General features: G+C 72.1%; 18 protein-coding genes. 13 read left to right on the top strand and 5 right to left on the bottom strand.

Annotation, left to right across the window (positions count from 1 at the left end; genetic code table 11):
- Positions 1-70: 70 nt before the first annotated feature.
- Together EDD29_RS29390 and EDD29_RS29385 are read left to right on the top strand one after the other, a co-directional pair.
- Positions 71-619: a YceI family protein gene (locus EDD29_RS29390; protein ID WP_123667565.1), complete on the top strand. Its 549-nt coding sequence runs from the start codon at positions 71-73 to the stop codon at positions 617-619.
- 116 nt (positions 620-735) lie between these two features.
- Entirely contained in the window at positions 736-1,374 is a 639-nt protein-coding gene (locus tag EDD29_RS29385) for an HAD family hydrolase (RefSeq protein WP_123667564.1), read from the top strand.
- 381 nt (positions 1,375-1,755) lie between these two features.
- On the opposite strand, the gene EDD29_RS29380 is transcribed toward EDD29_RS29385, so the two are convergent.
- Together EDD29_RS29380 and EDD29_RS29375 are read right to left on the bottom strand one after the other, a co-directional pair.
- Complete coding sequence (locus EDD29_RS29380; RefSeq protein ID WP_123667563.1) at positions 1,756-2,400, bottom strand: response regulator; 645 nt, start codon at positions 2,398-2,400, stop codon at positions 1,756-1,758.
- Positions 2,397-3,440: a sensor histidine kinase gene (locus EDD29_RS29375; protein ID WP_123667562.1), complete on the bottom strand. Its 1,044-nt coding sequence runs from the start codon at positions 3,438-3,440 to the stop codon at positions 2,397-2,399. The genes EDD29_RS29380 and EDD29_RS29375 overlap by 4 nt, the downstream gene beginning before the upstream one ends.
- Before the next feature lie 85 nt (positions 3,441-3,525).
- Here EDD29_RS29375 and EDD29_RS29370 point away from each other — a divergent pair, with 85 nt between their 5' ends.
- Positions 3,526-4,269 (top strand): DUF2306 domain-containing protein, encoded by a 744-nt coding sequence (locus EDD29_RS29370; RefSeq protein WP_123667561.1) that lies wholly within the window; start codon positions 3,526-3,528, stop codon positions 4,267-4,269.
- 446 nt (positions 4,270-4,715) lie between these two features.
- On the opposite strand, the gene EDD29_RS29365 is transcribed toward EDD29_RS29370, so the two are convergent.
- From EDD29_RS29365 to EDD29_RS29360, 3 genes are read right to left on the bottom strand one after another with little or no spacing between them, the layout of a single operon-like run.
- Entirely contained in the window at positions 4,716-5,276 is a 561-nt protein-coding gene (locus tag EDD29_RS29365) for a hypothetical protein (protein WP_148086134.1), read from the bottom strand.
- A gap of 5 nt (positions 5,277-5,281) precedes the next feature.
- A complete protein-coding gene (locus EDD29_RS45805; RefSeq protein ID WP_170201634.1) occupies positions 5,282-5,455 on the bottom strand; it encodes a hypothetical protein in 174 nt (57 codons plus the stop codon).
- Between the two features lie 7 nt (positions 5,456-5,462).
- On the bottom strand, positions 5,463-5,675 hold the full coding sequence (locus EDD29_RS29360; protein WP_123667559.1) for an HGxxPAAW family protein: 213 nt from the start codon (positions 5,673-5,675) through the stop codon (positions 5,463-5,465).
- 106 nt (positions 5,676-5,781) lie between these two features.
- On the opposite strand from EDD29_RS29360, the gene EDD29_RS29355 reads away from it, so the two are divergent.
- From EDD29_RS29355 to EDD29_RS29310, 10 genes are all read left to right on the top strand, one after another.
- The gene (locus EDD29_RS29355) at positions 5,782-6,618 is read left to right on the top strand and encodes an alpha/beta fold hydrolase (RefSeq protein WP_123667558.1); all 837 of its coding nucleotides are present in this window, start codon (positions 5,782-5,784) and stop codon (positions 6,616-6,618) included.
- Between the two features lie 12 nt (positions 6,619-6,630).
- Positions 6,631-7,266, top strand: coding sequence for a dihydrofolate reductase family protein (locus EDD29_RS29350; RefSeq protein ID WP_123667557.1), 636 nt, complete (start codon positions 6,631-6,633; stop codon positions 7,264-7,266).
- Between the two features lie 43 nt (positions 7,267-7,309).
- Entirely contained in the window at positions 7,310-7,945 is a 636-nt protein-coding gene (locus EDD29_RS29345; RefSeq protein WP_211359993.1) for a GntR family transcriptional regulator, read from the top strand.
- Positions 7,946-8,063: 118 nt separating this feature from the next.
- Positions 8,064-8,729: a cysteine hydrolase family protein gene (locus EDD29_RS29340; RefSeq protein WP_123667555.1), complete on the top strand. Its 666-nt coding sequence runs from the start codon at positions 8,064-8,066 to the stop codon at positions 8,727-8,729.
- Entirely contained in the window at positions 8,726-10,348 is a 1,623-nt protein-coding gene (locus tag EDD29_RS29335) for a SulP family inorganic anion transporter (protein WP_123667554.1), read from the top strand. Before EDD29_RS29340 ends, EDD29_RS29335 begins: the two co-directional genes overlap by 4 nt.
- A 20-nt stretch (positions 10,349-10,368) precedes the next feature.
- A complete protein-coding gene (gene biuH, locus EDD29_RS29330; RefSeq protein WP_211359991.1) occupies positions 10,369-11,040 on the top strand; it encodes a biuret amidohydrolase in 672 nt (223 codons plus the stop codon).
- Entirely contained in the window at positions 11,037-12,767 is a 1,731-nt protein-coding gene (gene atzF, locus EDD29_RS29325) for an allophanate hydrolase (RefSeq protein WP_123667552.1), read from the top strand. The genes biuH and atzF overlap by 4 nt, the downstream gene beginning before the upstream one ends.
- On the top strand, positions 12,754-13,215 hold the full coding sequence (locus EDD29_RS29320; RefSeq protein WP_123667551.1) for a PPC domain-containing DNA-binding protein: 462 nt from the start codon (positions 12,754-12,756) through the stop codon (positions 13,213-13,215). Before atzF ends, EDD29_RS29320 begins: the two co-directional genes overlap by 14 nt.
- Before the next feature lie 70 nt (positions 13,216-13,285).
- Positions 13,286-13,915, top strand: coding sequence for a TetR/AcrR family transcriptional regulator (locus EDD29_RS29315; RefSeq protein WP_123667550.1), 630 nt, complete (start codon positions 13,286-13,288; stop codon positions 13,913-13,915).
- Positions 13,876-15,066 (top strand): NADH:flavin oxidoreductase, encoded by a 1,191-nt coding sequence (locus tag EDD29_RS29310; RefSeq protein WP_123667549.1) that lies wholly within the window; start codon positions 13,876-13,878, stop codon positions 15,064-15,066. The genes EDD29_RS29315 and EDD29_RS29310 overlap by 40 nt, the downstream gene beginning before the upstream one ends.
- Positions 15,067-15,070: the final 4 nt, after the last annotated feature.

Below are 15,070 nucleotides of genomic sequence, written 5' to 3'. Positions count from 1 at the left end.
AAAGATGCGTATTCTAAGAGTTGAAAGTTCAACTTCTTCCGAGTCCGAACGAAGACAAGAGGAGCCAAAGATGTCCGACCTCTCCGAGCTCACCGGTACCTACACCCTCGACCCGGCCCACACCCGGATCGGTTTCTCCGCCCGGCACGCCATGGTCACCAAGGTCCGGGGCGCCTTCAACGAGTTCACCGGCACCGCCCAGGTGAACGGCTCGGACCCGTCCGTCTCGTCCGTCGAGCTGGCGATCGCCACCGGCAGCATCGACACCCGCAACGAGCAGCGTGACGGCCACCTGCGCACCAACGACTTCCTCGAGGTCGAGAAGTTCCCGGAGATCACCTTCAAGTCCACCTCTGTGGAGCAGGTGAAGGACGACGTCTTCCGCGTCACCGGCGACCTGACGATCAAGGACGTCACCAAGTCGGTCACCGTGGACTTCGAGTACCACGGCGCGGCCAAGGACCCGTTCGGCAACTCCCGGATCGGCTTCGAGGGTTCGACCACCATCAACCGCAGCGACTACGGCGTGAACTTCAACGCCGCGCTGGAGACCGGCGGCGTGCTGGTCAGCGAGAAGATCAACCTGGAGTTCGAGGTCTCGGCGATCAAGAACGCCTGACCCACGGCTCCGCGCGCCGGACGGGCGGCGACCCCTGTACGGGGCGCCGCCCGTCGGCGTTTCCGCAGGTGGACAAGGTGAGGTGGGCACCTTTCCGCGGTGCCTAGAATGCAGCGGTGCGTCACATTGTGTGGGACTGGAACGGAACCCTCTTCGACGACCTGGACATCGTCCTCGGCGCGAGCGCCGCGGCGTTCCTGGGGACGGAGGCCGAGGGGATCAGCGGCCATGAGATCCGCGCGGCCTACACCCGGCCGATCTGGGTCGCCTACGAGAAACTGCTCGGCCGCCCCCTCCGCGAGGGCGAGTGGGAGCGGATGGACGAGGCCTTCCACGTCAGCTACGAGCAGCTCCTGCCGGCCGCGCCGCTGACCGCCGACGCCCTCACGGCCCTCGACCACGTCACGGGCGCCGGGCGCAGCCAGTCGATCCTGTCGATGGCCAGGCACGACCAGCTCACGGGGCTCGTCGAGGGCTTCGGGATCACCCGCTACTTCACCCGCGTCGACGGGCTCGTCGGCGCGCCGGGCGGCGGCAAGGCCGAGCACCTGGTTCGCCATGCCGCGGCCCTCGGCATCGCCCCCGCCGACCTCACCGTCATCGGCGACGCCGCAGACGACGCACTCGCCGCGGCCCACATCGGCGCCCAGGCCGTCCTCTACACCGGCGGCATGCAGCGCCGCACCGAGCTGGAATCCACCGGCGCCCCCGTGGTGGACACCCTCCTGACCGCCCTCACCCTCGCGGGCCTCTGACCCCCTCCTGAGCGACCACCCGGCCACCACGGCTCCCGAACGAGCCGCCGCGGGCCTCCAACCCCGCAAGGAGGCTGGGAAGCGTCCTACCGGTGGGTGCCCGGCCGGTCTGGCCCGCTACCGCCCCCGGGGCGGGCGGGCGAAATCGCGGGCCTGCCGGCAGCGCTGGTCGCTGCTCCCCCTCCCGGCCTCTCAAGGGAGGCCGGGAGCCGCGCTGGTGTAGGGCGGTCTCACCGTTCTGGCCCGGCTTCGGATGGCCCGGGGAAGCGTTCTGGCGGTGGGCGGCTCCGCCGTCTTGGCCGGCCTCCGATCCCTTCAGGGAGGTCGGGAAGGCGTTCTGGCGGTGGGCGGTCTCGCCGTGCCGGCCCAGCTCCCGACGCCTCAGGGGAGGCCGGGGAAGCCTGTGCGGTAGGCCCAGGCGGCGGCTTGGGTGCGGTCTCGGGCGCCGATCTTGAGCAGGACCGCTTTGACGTGGGTCTTCACCGTCTCCAGGGAGACGCCCAGGGCGTCGGCGATCTCGGGGTTGGACAGGCCGCGGGCGAGTTCGCGGAGGACGGCCGATTCCCGCTCGGTGAGGGGGACCGGTAGAGGGTCGGGTTTGGGCCGGGCGGCGAGATCGCGCAGCAGGCGGCGGGTGACCTGGGGCGACAGGACGGCGTCGCCGCGGGCCACCGAGCGCACCGCCGCGACGATCTCCTCGGGGGTGGCGCGCTTGAGCAGGAACCCGTCGGCTCCGGCGGCGATCGCCCCGTCCACGATCTCGTCGAGGTCGAAGGTGGTGAGGACCAGGATGCGCGGGTGCGGTGAGGGCTGGGCGAGGATCTCTCGGGTCGCCTGCACCCCGTCGGGGCCCGGCATCCGCACGTCCATGAGCACCACGTCGGGGCGGGTCGCCCGCACGCCTTCGACCGCGCGGTAGGCACTCGCCGCCTCGCCGACGACGGTCATGTCGGGTTCGGCCGAGAGCAGCGCCCGGAGGGTGGCGCGGACGAGCGGATCGTCATCGGCGAGGAAGACGCGGATCATGCCGCCTCCGGCAGGACGACGCGGACGGCGAAGCCCTCGGAGGTGGCGCCCGCGTGGAACTCCCCGCCCGCCTCGGTCGCCCGCCGCCGCATCCCGGCCATGCCGCGGCCGGGCTCGGGGTCGGCGAATCCGGTGCCCTCGTTCACGACGTCGAGCCGCACCCGGCCGCCGTCGCGGGCGAGCCCGATCCGGATGCGGCCGGACGCCGAGTGCCGCAGCGCGTTCGTCACCGCCTCCTGGACGATCCGGTGAAGAGCGCGGGCGGTCTCCGCGCCGAGCACCGCGTCGCCGAGGTCGACCTCGAGATCCAGATCCCGCCCGGCGGCTCGCACCCGCTCGGCCAGCGCCGCGAGATCCGGTGGGCCGGATGGCGCGCCGTCGAGCGCGCGCAGCACCTGGTCGAGTTCCTCCAGCGCGCCGCGGCCGAGGGTCTCGATGTGCCGCAGCGCCTCCCGGCCGAACTCGGGGTTGCTCGCGAACACCTTGCGGCCGACCGACGCCTGCATCACCATCACCGTGACGGCGTGGCCGAGCGCGTCGTGCAGCTCCCGGGCGAGCCGGGAGCGCTCCTCCAGCAGCAGTCTGGCCTCGGCCTCTTCGGCGTACGCGCGGCGGCTGCGCAGCGCGTCGCCGCCGACCGTGGCGATGAGGAATCCGACCGCGATGCCCGAGAGCGTCTCACTCGGCTCCCTGTCGAAGGCGAGGAACCCGGCCAGCCCCGCCAGGAACACGCCGACCGCGGCGGCCCGCCGCCGTGGGTCGCCGTACCGCGAGAAGCAGGCGCACAGCGCGATCCACAGCGGCCAGTGCACGAACGTGGCCGGAAACCCCGCCGCGGCGTTCGCGACGAGGACCGAGCAGGTCGCGGCGAACGCGCCCAGCGGAGAGGCCCGCAGCGCCACGAGGGCGAGCATCGAGATCGCGAACAGGACCCAGCCCAGGGGATCGGGTTCACGGTACGGCGGTTCGGCCGGGGCGAGGATGCCCGCGACGACCGCGAGCGTCGCGACACCGAGCCCGGCCGCGATGGGGATGCGCATAGCGGCATCCTGCACCGGAGATCGTGCCCCCGCATCACTCACGTGAGGGAGGCGCGGGCGCCGACGGATTTTCTACCGTGCCGGCATGACGACAGCACATCCGCCCGCGACGCGGGCACGCACCACCGGTTGGTGGTGGTTCGCACTGACCGCGGCGGCGATCGCGGTGTACGCGCCCCTGCCGTATCTCACCGCGTCGCTGGAAACTCTCGCGCGCGACGATGTGGGCCTCGCCGCGCACTATGCGGCGCAGCCCGCCTGGGTGCGCGCCGCGCTCCTCGTCCACGCGGTCGGCGGAGGGGTGGCGCTGCTGCTCGGCCCACTCCAGTTCGCCGCGCGCCTGCGCGAGCGCGCGCCCCGCCTTCACCGGGCGACGGGCCGGATCGTGCTCACCGCGATCGCCGTCGGCGGCGCCGCGGGCCTGCTCCTCGCACCGTTCTCCTTCGCCGGTCCGATGGGCACCGCCGGATTCGGCTCGCTGGCTCTGCTGTGGATGCTCTGCGCGCTCGCGGCCTACCGCACGATCCGCCGGGGAAACGTGGCGGCGCACCGCAGATGGGCGACCCGCCTGTTCGCCCTGACCTACGCGGGCGTCACCCTGCGCCTGTGGGTGCTCGTGCTCATGCCGGTCCTCGCCCGGACAGGAGTGCCCGAGGAGGATCTCTTCGAGCGGGCCTATGCCCTCGTTCCCTTCCTGTCCTGGGTCCCGAACCTCCTCATCGCCGAACTCCTCCTCCGCCGTCCGTCACCCGGCGCCGCCCGGCCTCGAACACCGCGCCCGTCCCACCCTGAACCAGCTCCCCGCACAAGGAACACTCCATTCCTCTGAGACTCCGCACGCCTCGGTCCGGAACCCGCCGGCGATCCCGGGCGAACTCCCCACCAGACGATCGGCCTCCCCCGGCGGACGGGCCCCTCCACCGGCGGATCCCGCGCGGGGATGCGGCCGGTGGCGAATGCCGCGCCCTGCGAGCGCCGCGTCGGGGTGGGTGTCGCGTCGGGCGGGTGTCGCGCGCGATAGCGGGTGCCGTGTCCGCCGGGTATCGGAGTCAGGCGGGTGCTACGTGTGCCGGTGCCGAGTGCGGCTGGGCGCCGGCTCCGGTGGGGGCGGGACCTGAAGTGCGGTCGCCTGAGGGCGGGATCGCGCGAGTGGCGCCGTGCGCGGGCGGAGGGGAGGGGCCGTACGGGAGGGGACCGAGTGGTCGGTCGGGCGCTGGGCAGCGGTGCTGCTCGGAGGCTCGCGGCCGGGCTGCGCGGGCGGTGCGCGGTGCCGGGTCAGGCGCGACGGTAGGTCCAGGTGGCCTTGAGGGTGCCGGAGGAGGTGGTGTCGGTCTGGTGGAGCTTGAGGGAGGTGGTGGAGCAGGTGATCTTGGCGTTGTCAGGGACGCCGGTGAACTCGCCGGCTTTGAGGAGGGCGGCGAGGTTGCGGGGGGCGGGGTCGAGTGAGAGGGGGGCGGTCTGGCGGAGCTTGAGGGTGGCGTTCCCGGAGGCGGAGGAGATGGTGCCGACCAGGCGGGAGCCGGTGATCTTGGCCTTCATCCGCAGGGTGCCGCGGTAGCGCAGCCAGCCGGTGACCGCGGCGCCGCCGGAGGTGCCGGTCTCGGTGAGCCGGGCGGAGCCCGCGTAGCGATGGACCGCCCTGCCGCCCCCGAGAGTGAGGGTCGCGCCCTTGCCTCCCACGATCCGCAGGCGCGTGGTGGACTGCCGGACGGTCAGGTCGGCCTTGGTGAGGCGCCAGGTGCCCGTCGTGCACGGGGCTGCCGCGGCGGCGGGAACGGCGAAGACCGTGCCCGCGAGAGCGAGCACGGTCGTGACGAGCGCCACGTTCCCCTTCAAGGAGATCAGGTGAACTTCAGCAGCACCAGGGCGACGAGATGCGCCGCCAGGGTGATCGAGATCAGGGCGACGAAGACGAACTTCGCAGGCCCGTGCTCGAAGTGCTTGCCCTCGGTCAGCGGTGGCCGTTTGGCCTGCCGGTACGCGATCTCCTCGTCGAGGGAACGACGGTGGAACATGGCTTCGTCAGAGCTTCGGCGGGACGGCGACGACGACGTCGGCCATGATCCGGAAGACGACTCCGAGCACGGCGGCGACGGCCATGACGGCGAAACCGGCGCCGAACATGACCCAGTTGCCGAGCGGCAGGCCGAACCCGGCGATGATGGAGCCGACGAGGGCCACGGCCACGACGACCCAGGACTTGGCCTCTCCAGCGTGCGAACCACCAGCGGACATGTGTTGTGCCTCTTTCGTCATGGTCACGTAAATCTCTTTCAGTGTACCGGCGAGGTTCGGTGTCACCGACTTGACCCACCGGGTGTGCGGCCCTCTAATTGGCAATATGTCCAACAAAATCGTCAAGGGTGACGGCGTCGATCTGGCGGTCCAGGTCCAGGGGAACCCCGAGGGCCCGACGGTCCTCCTCGTGCACGGCTATCCCGACACGCACGCCGTCTGGGACGGGGTCGCCGCCCGCCTCGCCGACCGGTACCGGGTCGTCACCTACGACGTGCGCGGCGCGGGCGCGTCGAGCCGGCCGAAGGGGCGCGAGGCCTACCGGTTCGCCCACCTGATGAACGACCTGCGGGCCGTGGTCGAGGAGGTCGGCCAGGACGGCCCCGTGCACCTCGTCGGCCACGACTGGGGGTCGATCCAGGGCTGGGAGGCGGTGACGACCATGCCTGAGCTGTTCGCGTCCTACACCTCGATCTCCGGGCCGTGCCTCGATCACGCGGGCCGCTGGAACAGGGCGTTCGCGGGGACCGCCAAGGGCCTGCGGCAGGCGCTGCGCTCCTGGTACATCGCGTTCTTCCATCTGCCGGTGCTGCCCGTCCTGGGCTGGCGGACCGGCTTCGCCGCCAAGGTCGTCGCACGCGCCGAGGGGATGCGCACCCCGCATTTCGGCCCGACGATCGCCCTCGACGGCGAGTACGGCGTGCAGCTCTACCGGGCGAACATCCTGCCCAGGATGCGGCACCCCCAGGAGCGGCGTACGGACGTACCGGTGCAACTGGTCATCCCCGAGCACGACGCCTTCGTGACGCCCGCGCTCGCCGCCTCGGCGCTGCCCTTCGCGTCGCGGATCACCCGGGTGCCCCTCAAGGCGGGCCACTGGGCGCCGGTGAGCCGTCCGGCGGAGATCGCCGACCTCGTCGACAGGCACATCGGCACGGTCTGAGACCCTGGCGGAATGAGCGATCTTCCGGCCGACCTGCTCGCCGACTACGCCCACCCCGACGGGCCCTGGCTGCGCGCCAACATGATCGCCAGCGCCGACGGCGCGGCGACGCGCGAGGGCCTGTCGGGCGGTCTCGGCAATGAGACGGACAGGCTGCTGTTCCAGGCTCTGCGCGGGTTCGCCGACGCGATCGTGGTCGGCGCCCAGACCGTCCGGGCCGAGGGGTACGGGCGCGCGCCGGTGCCGATCGCGGTCGTGTCGCGCTCGCTCGATCTCGACTTCGCCTCGCCCCTGTTCGAGGGCCGGACGATCCTGGTCACCGTGGCCGACGCGCCCCGGCTCGCCGAGGCGCGCGAGCACGCCGAGGTGATCGTCGCGGGGGAGGGATCGGTGGACTTCGCCGCCGCCGTCACCGCGCTGCACGGCCTCGGGTTGACCAGACTGCTCTGTGAGGGAGGCCCGACGATCCTCGGCGGGATCGCCGCCGCGGGCCTGCTCGACGAGCTGTGCCTGACCCTCTCGCCGCGCCTCGTCGGCGGGGCCGCGCCGCGGGTCGTGCGGGGCCCGGCGCTCGACGAGGGGATGACGCTCGCGGCGGTAAGGCAGGATGGAGACCATCTCTTCCTGAGATACCGCAGGTCGCGGTGACCGCGGTGACCGCGGAGATGAGGAGATGAGGGGAGTCGGCCGCATGGACGCGCTTCACCCGCCCAGCCTCGTCGAGCTGGTGATGCAGAGGGTCCGGGCCGACATCCTCGCCGGCGCGCTGGCGCCGGGCGAGCGCCTGATCGAGGAGCAGCTCACCGCCCGGTTCGGGATCAGCAGGGCCCCGCTGCGCGAGGCGCTGCGGCTGCTCGGCCAGCAGGGCCTGGTGGAGCACCTGCCCCGGCGCGGCGTGCGGGTGGCGGAGCTGTCGGCCGCGGACGTGGACGAGCTGTTCGGGCTGCGCGACGTGCTGGAGAGGTACGCGGTCGAGATCGCGCTGCCGGGTCCGGTGGTGCTCGCCGACCTGGCCTCGGCGCTGGAGAGCATGGACGCGGCCGCGCGCGCGGGCGATCTGCTCGCCGAGAACGACGCGCACCACAGGTTCCATCTCGCGGTGGTCTCCCTCTCCGGGCACCGCCAGCTCCTGCTGGCCTACGAGCCGGTGATCCTCAAACTCCAGCTGCACATGGCCGCCAACCTGCGGCTGGAGGCCGCGGCGCTGAGCGCTCCGGAGGAGGGCGTCGCGCGGCACCGCCGCCTGTTCGAGGCGATCGCGAGCGGCGACCCCGTCCTCGCGCTGGCCGGCCTGGTCTCCCACGGGGCGCGCACCTACGCCGGCTGACGGCCGGATCCGGCCTGCGGAACCCCTTTAACCCCGACGTAACGGACGACGTCCGTCGCCGACATGTGATTGTCGACAATCGACGATCAGTGGTCCTCGGGGGAGAGAGGAACTGCCCATGAACGCATCAGTAGAGGCCGAGCCCTATGCCTACCGGTTCGACCTCGCCACCACCGCACTGCTGATCATCGACATGCAACGCGACTTCGTCGAGCCCGGCGGCTTCGGCGAGACCCTCGGCAACGACGTCGCCATGCTGCGCCGGGTCATCCCGCCGCTGCGCGAGGTCCTCGACGCCGCCCGCACCCACGGGATGACGGTGATCCACACCAGGGAGGGCCATCTGCCCGACCTGTCGGACTGCCCTCCGGCCAAGCTCAATCGAGGGGAGCCGTCCCTGCGCATCGGGGATCCGGGGCCGAAGGGCCGCATCCTCATTCGCGGTGAGTACGGCCACGACATCATCGACGAACTCAAGCCCCTCCCGGACGAGACGGTCATCGACAAACCGGGCAAAGGCTCGTTCTACGCCACCGGCCTTCAGGACCTCCTGACGGCCAAGGGCATCACGAGCCTCGTCGTGACGGGGGTGACCACCGAAGTGTGCGTCCACACCACCGTCCGGGAGGCCAACGACCGGGGCTACGAATGCCTCGTCCTGTCCGATTGCGTCGGCTCCTACTTCGCGGAGTTCCAGGACGCAGGACTCGCCATGTTCTCCGCGCAGGGCGGCATCTTCGGCTGGACCGCCCCCGCCAAGCAGTTCCTGGAGGCACTGCGATGAGCACCGACACCAAGCCCGCCGAGCCGGCGGAGACCCCCGCGCCGTTCAAACTGCCGTTCTGGGTCGGCGGCGACACCAACGCCTTCTTCGGCCTCGGCTTCAACGTCATGGTCAACGTCCTGGTGCTCACCGGGCTGTGCCTCGGCGTGGTCAACATCCCCGGCAGCGACGTCTACGGGGTGATCCTCCCGGCCCTCGGCATCCAGATGCTGATCGGCAACGTCTACTACACCTACCTCGCCCGTCGTCTGGCGGCCAAGGAAGGCCGCACCGACGTCTGCGCGATGCCGTACGGTCCGTCCGTCCCGCACATGTTCATCGTCACCTTCGTGATCATGCTGCCGATCTACCTGGCCACCAAGGACCCGCTCGCCGCGTGGGCGGCGGGCCTGGCCTGGTCGTTCATCATCGGCCTCATCGTCATCCTCGGCGCGTTCGTCGGCCCGTACATCAGGAAGTACACGCCGCAGGCGGCGATGCTCGGCACCCTGGCGGGCATCTCGATCGCGTTCATCTCCATGCGGCCGACCGGGCAGATGTTCGAGGCGGCCTGGATCGCCCTGCCCGTCCTCATCATCCTGCTCATCGGGTTCTTCACCGACCTGAAGCTGCCGTTCGGCCTGCCCGTCGGGCTCGTCGCGCTGCTCGTCGGCTCGGCCATCGGCTGGATCGGCGGCTACATGGAGCCGGCCGACGTCACCGCGGCCGCCAAGGACATCGCGATCGGCCTCCCGACGCTCCAGATCGACCTGCTGATCGACGGGCTCAAGGAGGTGTCGCCGCTGCTCGCGACGGCCATCCCCCTCGGCATCTACAACTTCACTGAGGGCATGACCAACGTCGAGAGCGCGGCGGTCGCGGGCGACGAGTACAACCTGCGCGCGGTCCTGTTCGCCGACGGTCTCGGCGCGGTCGTCGGAGCCGGACTCGGCTCCCCGTTCCCGCCCGCCGTGTACATCGGGCACCCCGGCTGGAAGGCCGCGGGCGGCCGCACCGCGTACTCGCTGGCCACCGGCGTCGTCATCGCGCTGTTCTGCTTCCTCGGGTTCTTCGCGGTGCTCGGCGCGCTCCTCCCGACGCCCGCGATCGTGCCGATCCTGCTGTACATCGGCCTGCTCATCGGCGCTCAGGCGTTCCAAGAGGTGCCGAAGGCGCACGCCATCGCGGTCGTCATGGCGATCATTCCGAACGTCGCCTCGTGGGCGGTCGGGCAGATGGACAACGTCCTGTCGGCGGCCGGGACCTCCGCCGCGGAGCTGGGCGAGGACGCGCTGGCCGGCGCCGGCGTCGTCTATCACGGCCTCAAGCTGCTGGGCGGCGGCGCGATCCTCGCCGGGCTGGTGCTGGGCGCGATCGTCGCGTTCATCATCGACCGCAGGTTCGTGTGGGCCGCGGGCTACGCCGCGGCGGGCGCGGTCCTGTCGTTCATCGGCCTGGTGCACGCCGAGAAGGTCGAGTGGAACGCCGAGGGCCAGGTCGCGCTCGGTTACCTGCTCGCCGGAGCCGTCCTCCTCCTCTTCGCCTTCCTCGACGGCAGGCGCAAGGCGGAGACCGCGCCGCAACCGGCGCTCGCCGAACCAGAACCCGCCGCTGACGCGGAAGTTACGGCGGCGAAATGAGCGCTCAGTACGGTCCAGTGATGGCGCAGCCTTACGCCTGGCCCTACGACGGGACGTTCACGCCGGACAGGACCGCGGTCATCTGCATCGACTGGCAGGTGGACTTCTGCGGCAAGGGCGGGTACGTCGACACCATGGGCTACGACCTGGAGCTCACCCGCGCGGGCCTGGAGCCCACGGCCCGGGTGCTGGACGCGGTGCGGCCGCTCGGCTTCACCGTCGTGCACACCCGCGAAGGGCACCGGCCCGACCTCGCGGACTGCCCGCCGAACAAGCTCTGGCGGTCCAAGGGCATCGGCGCGGGCATCGGCGACGAGGGCCCGCAGGGCCGCATCCTGGTCCGGGGCGAGCCCGGCTGGGAGATCGTCCCCGAGGTCGCGCCGGTCGACGGCGAACTCGTCATCGACAAGCCGGGCAAGGGCTCGTTCTACGCCACCGACCTCGACCTGCTCCTGCGGACGCGCGGCATCACGCACCTCATCCTCACCGGCATCACCACGGACGTGTGCGTGCACACGACCATGCGCGACGCCAACGACCGGGGATACGAGTGCCTGCTGCTCACCGACTGCACGGGCGCGACGGACGTCGGCAACTATGAGGCGGCGCTGAAGATGATCACCATGCAGGGCGGCGTGTTCGGCGCGATAGCGCCCTCGTCCGCCCTGCTCGAAACCTTGGGAGGCCCATGACCGGCTCGCTGTCGGTGGCGGAGCTGTCCCGGCGCTACGGCGCCGGGACGGCCCGGCCGGAGGACATCGCAGGCGAGATCTACGACCGGATCGAGGCACGGGGCGACGACCACGTCTGGATCACGCTGCGGCCGCGCGCGGAGGTGCTCGCCGAGGCGGCGGCGCTCCCCGACGGGCCGCTCTACGGCATCCCGTACGCGGTCAAGGACAACATCGACGTGGCGGGCCTGCCGACGACCGCCGGGTGCCCCGAGTTCGCTTACACGCCCGGCAAGTCCGCACCCATCGTGGAGCGCCTGCGCGCGGCGGGGGCGCTGCTCATCGGCAAGACCAACCTCGACCAGTTCGCGACGGGCCTGTCGGGCACCCGCAGCCCGTACGGGGCGTGCGAGTCGCCGCTCGTGCCCGGCCTCATCTCCGGCGGGTCGAGCTCCGGCTCGGCGGTCGCGGTCGGCGCGGGCCTCGTGTCGTTCGCGCTCGGCACCGACACCGCGGGCTCAGGCAGGGTCCCCGCGGCGTTCACCGGAACCGTGGGGCTGAAGCCGTCGCGAGGGCTGGTCTCGACCCTCGGCATGGTCCCGGCCTGCGCGTCGCTCGACTGCGCGAGCGTCTTCGCCGGGTCCGTCGCCGACGCCTGGACGGTCCTGTCGGCGGTCGCCGGACCCGTCCCGGGCGATCCGTGGTCGCGCGGCCTGCCCGTCGGGGCGCTGACCCCGTCCGGGCCGTTGCGGATCGGGGTGCCGCGCAGGCTCGAGTTCTTCGGCGACGGGGCCGCCGCCGTCGCCTTCAAGCAGGTGCTCGCCCGGCTGCGCGACCTCGGGCACACCCTCGTGCAGGTCGACTTCACGCCGTTCCTCCAGGCGGGCAAGCTGCTGTACGGGGGCGCGTGGGTGGCCGAGCGGCTCACCGCGATCGGCCCGTTCACCGCCCGCAACCCGCAGGCCGTCCACCCCGTGACGCGGCGGGTCCTGCGGCCCGGGACGTCGATGTCGGCGGCGGACGCCTTCGCCGACGCGCACCGGCTCCAGGAGCTGAGGGCCGAGACCCGCACGGTGTGGAAGCGGATCGACGCGCTCGCCGTGCCGACGGTCCCGACCACGTTCACGCACAAGGAGATGCACGAGGATCCGATCGGCAGGAACAGGACCCTCGGGCACTACAGCACCTTCGCCAACCTCCTCGACCTCGCCGGGATCGCGGTCCCGGGCGGCATGACGCCCGCGGGCCGTCCGCACGGGCTCACCCTGCTCGCGCCCGCGGGCAAGGACGCGCTGCTGGCATCGGCCGCCGCGGCGTTCGGCGGGGAGGCGGTCGCCGGCGCGGAGCCCGACGGGCCGCTGCTCGCCGTCGTCGGCGCGCACCGCGCGGGCCAGCCGCTGCACGGCAGGCTCACCGCGCTGGGCGCCCGCCCGCGCGGCACGGCGCGCACCGCGCCGGTCTACCGGCTGTTCGCGCTGCCCGGAGGGGACGTCCCCCGGCCCGGCCTCGTCCGGACCGGTGACGGCGGCACGGACGTCGAGGTCGAGCTGTACACGCTCTCGGCGGCCGCGCTCGGGCACCTGCTGACCGAGACCGCACCGCCGCTCGGCCTCGGCACCGTCGACCTCGCCGACGGACGGTCCGTGCACGGGTTCCTCTGCGAGGCGTACGCGACGGGCGGCGCGCCGGACATCAGCGGCCACGGAAGCTGGCCCGCCTACCTGGAGGGCGCGCATGCGCAGCAGTGAGCTCAGACGGGGCCGGACCTTCGGCGTCGTCTTCGATCCGGGCGAGGACTTCTTCACCGCCCTCGCCGACTTCTGCAAGGCCAACGAGGTGCGTCAGGGCTACATCCCGATGTTCCTCGGCGCGTTCTCCTCGGTGGACGTCATCGGGACGTGCGAGCGGGTCGCGGACCCGATGGCCCCGGTCTGGACGAAGGTCAACGCGACGAACGTCGAGGCGATCGGCTGCGGGACGCTCGCGTGGGATCCGGCGCAGGACCGGGCGGTGCCGCACGTGCACATCTCGGTCGGGCTGAAGGAGCGGTCGGCGCAGGCGCACACCAGTCACCTGCTCGGCGCGACGGTCCAGTTCGTCGCGGAGCTGCTGGTCGTGGAGGTGGCAGGGCCGGAGATCCGGCGTCCGCCGAACCCCGACATGTACGACGTGCCTCTGCTGGAGTTCCGCGACTGACCCAAAGCGGTCCCAGCACCGATTCAATCAGTGATTGACGCGCCCGGCGCGCCGTGGTCCACTCGGGGGCATGACGATCGCGGACGCGCCGGACCGGCTGCTCGACGCCGCCGGCCTGCTCTTCGCCGAGCACGGGTACGACGCGGTCTCGGTGCGCGCCGTCAACAAGGCGGCGGGCATGAACCCGGCGGCCGTGCACTACCACTTCGGGTCCAAGGAGGCCCTGGCCACCGCGGTGCTGGAACGCGGCCTCGGTGACCTGTGGGGCGGGCGGCTCGCCGAACTCGACACGCTGCTGGCCGGGCCGGGCCCGGTGCGCGGCGAGCGGCTCGCGGCGCTGCTCGTGGAACCCCTCGCCACGCTCGCCCACGACCCCGGGCGGCGCTGGCTGGCGCGGCTGCTCACCAGGATCGTCGCCGCGGGGCATCCGCTGCCCTGGCATTCGGCCTGGTCCTTCCCCGAACCGTGGACCGCGCTCCTCGCCCGTGCCGTCCCCGCGCTACCGCCCGAGGAGGCCGCGCTGCGGTTCCGGCTCGCCCGCGATCTCGTCTTGCACACCTACGGCGACTCAGCCGGCCCCCCGCCGCCCGCGGCGAGCGTGACCGCGTTCGTCGCCGCAGGGCTCACCGCCCCGTTCCCACCCCCCGATGGAGCGCCCCCATGTCCGACGTCCCCGAGGTCTTCGCCCCCGCCCGGCTAGGCCCGCTCACCCTCCGGAACCGCATCGTCAAGGCCGCCACGTTCGAGGGCCGCACCCCCAAGGCCCTGGTCTCCGACGAACTCATCGACTTCCACCGCCGGATCGCGGCGGGCGGCGTCGGCATGACGACCGTCGCGTACTGCGCGGTCGCGCCCGAGGGCCGCACCGAACGCCGCCAGATCCACATGCGCCCCGAGGCCGCCGAAGGGCTGACCCGGCTCGCCGAGGCCGTCCACGCCGAAGGCGCCAAGATCTCCGCGCAGGTCGGGCACGCCGGACCCGTCGCGGACGCCAGATCGAACCGGCTGCCCGCGCTGTCGGCGTCCAAGCGGCTCAGTCCGCTGTCGTTCCAGTTCATCCAGGAGGCGACCGAGGACGACCTCGCCCGCGTCACCCGCGCGCACGCCGACGCCGCCGAACTCGCCGCGGACTGCGGTTTCGACGCCGTCGAGCTGCACTTCGGGCACAACTACCTGGCCAGCTCGTTCCTGTCCCCACTGCTGAACAAGCGCAGGGACGGCAGGGGCGGCTCGCTCGTCAACCGGGCGAGCGTCGCGCGGGGCCTCGCCGAGGCGGTGAAGGCCAGGGTCGGCGATCGGATCGCCGTGCTCGCCAAGCTCAACATGACCGACGGGGTGCGGGGCGGCATGACCGAGGAGGACGGCCTCGCCGTGGCCCGCCTCCTGGAGTCCGACGGCCACCTCGACGCCCTGGAGCTGACGGCCGGGAGCTCCCTGCTCAACCCGATGTTCCTGTTCCGGGGCGGGGCGCCGGTGAAGGAGTTCGCGAACTCGTTCCGGCAGCCGGTGAAGGCGGGCCTGCGGGTCTTCGGCCGCTTCTTCCTGCACGCCTACCCCTACGAGCCCGCCTACCTGCTGCCCATGGCCCGCCGCTTCCGCGCCGAACTCTCGATGCCGCTCATCCTCCTCGGCGGCGTCACCGACATGCCGTCGCTGAACCTCGCCATGTCCGAGGGCTTTCAGTTCGCCGCCATGGGCCGCGCCCTCCTCATGGAGCCCGACCTCCCGAACCGCCTGGCCAAGGACGCCACCACCACCTCGTCGTGCATCCACTGCAACCGCTGCATGCCCACCATCTACCGCGGCACCCACTGTCCCCTTTCCGACACCTTCCAGCCCATGCCCCGCTGACCCC

Source organism: Actinocorallia herbida, from assembly GCF_003751225.1.
GTDB classification, from domain to species: Bacteria; Actinomycetota; Actinomycetes; order Streptosporangiales; family Streptosporangiaceae; genus Actinocorallia; species Actinocorallia herbida.
Note: the sequence above shows the minus strand (reverse complement) of the source record. Positions and strands in the feature narration are given on the sequence as shown.

What these genes read in the sequence shown, in the direction of transcription:
- EDD29_RS29390 (WP_123667565.1), top strand. Translation starts at nt 71, where the DNA reads ATGTCCGACCTCTCCGAGCTCACCGGTACCTACACCCTCGACCCGGCC.
- EDD29_RS29380 (WP_123667563.1), bottom strand. Translation starts at nt 2,400, where the DNA reads ATGATCCGCGTCTTCCTCGCCGATGACGATCCGCTCGTCCGCGCCACC.
- EDD29_RS29375 (WP_123667562.1), bottom strand. Translation starts at nt 3,440, where the DNA reads ATGCGCATCCCCATCGCGGCCGGGCTCGGTGTCGCGACGCTCGCGGTC.
- EDD29_RS29370 (WP_123667561.1), top strand. Translation starts at nt 3,526, where the DNA reads ATGACGACAGCACATCCGCCCGCGACGCGGGCACGCACCACCGGTTGG.
- EDD29_RS45805 (WP_170201634.1), bottom strand. Translation starts at nt 5,455, where the DNA reads ATGTTCCACCGTCGTTCCCTCGACGAGGAGATCGCGTACCGGCAGGCC.
- EDD29_RS29360 (WP_123667559.1), bottom strand. Translation starts at nt 5,675, where the DNA reads ATGTCCGCTGGTGGTTCGCACGCTGGAGAGGCCAAGTCCTGGGTCGTC.
- EDD29_RS29355 (WP_123667558.1), top strand. Translation starts at nt 5,782, where the DNA reads ATGTCCAACAAAATCGTCAAGGGTGACGGCGTCGATCTGGCGGTCCAG.
- EDD29_RS29350 (WP_123667557.1), top strand. Translation starts at nt 6,631, where the DNA reads ATGAGCGATCTTCCGGCCGACCTGCTCGCCGACTACGCCCACCCCGAC.
- EDD29_RS29345 (WP_211359993.1), top strand. Translation starts at nt 7,310, where the DNA reads ATGGACGCGCTTCACCCGCCCAGCCTCGTCGAGCTGGTGATGCAGAGG.
- EDD29_RS29340 (WP_123667555.1), top strand. Translation starts at nt 8,064, where the DNA reads ATGAACGCATCAGTAGAGGCCGAGCCCTATGCCTACCGGTTCGACCTC.
- EDD29_RS29335 (WP_123667554.1), top strand. Translation starts at nt 8,726, where the DNA reads ATGAGCACCGACACCAAGCCCGCCGAGCCGGCGGAGACCCCCGCGCCG.
- biuH (WP_211359991.1), top strand. Translation starts at nt 10,369, where the DNA reads ATGGCGCAGCCTTACGCCTGGCCCTACGACGGGACGTTCACGCCGGAC.
- atzF (WP_123667552.1), top strand. Translation starts at nt 11,037, where the DNA reads ATGACCGGCTCGCTGTCGGTGGCGGAGCTGTCCCGGCGCTACGGCGCC.
- EDD29_RS29320 (WP_123667551.1), top strand. Translation starts at nt 12,754, where the DNA reads ATGCGCAGCAGTGAGCTCAGACGGGGCCGGACCTTCGGCGTCGTCTTC.
- EDD29_RS29315 (WP_123667550.1), top strand. Translation starts at nt 13,286, where the DNA reads ATGACGATCGCGGACGCGCCGGACCGGCTGCTCGACGCCGCCGGCCTG.
- EDD29_RS29310 (WP_123667549.1), top strand. Translation starts at nt 13,876, where the DNA reads ATGTCCGACGTCCCCGAGGTCTTCGCCCCCGCCCGGCTAGGCCCGCTC.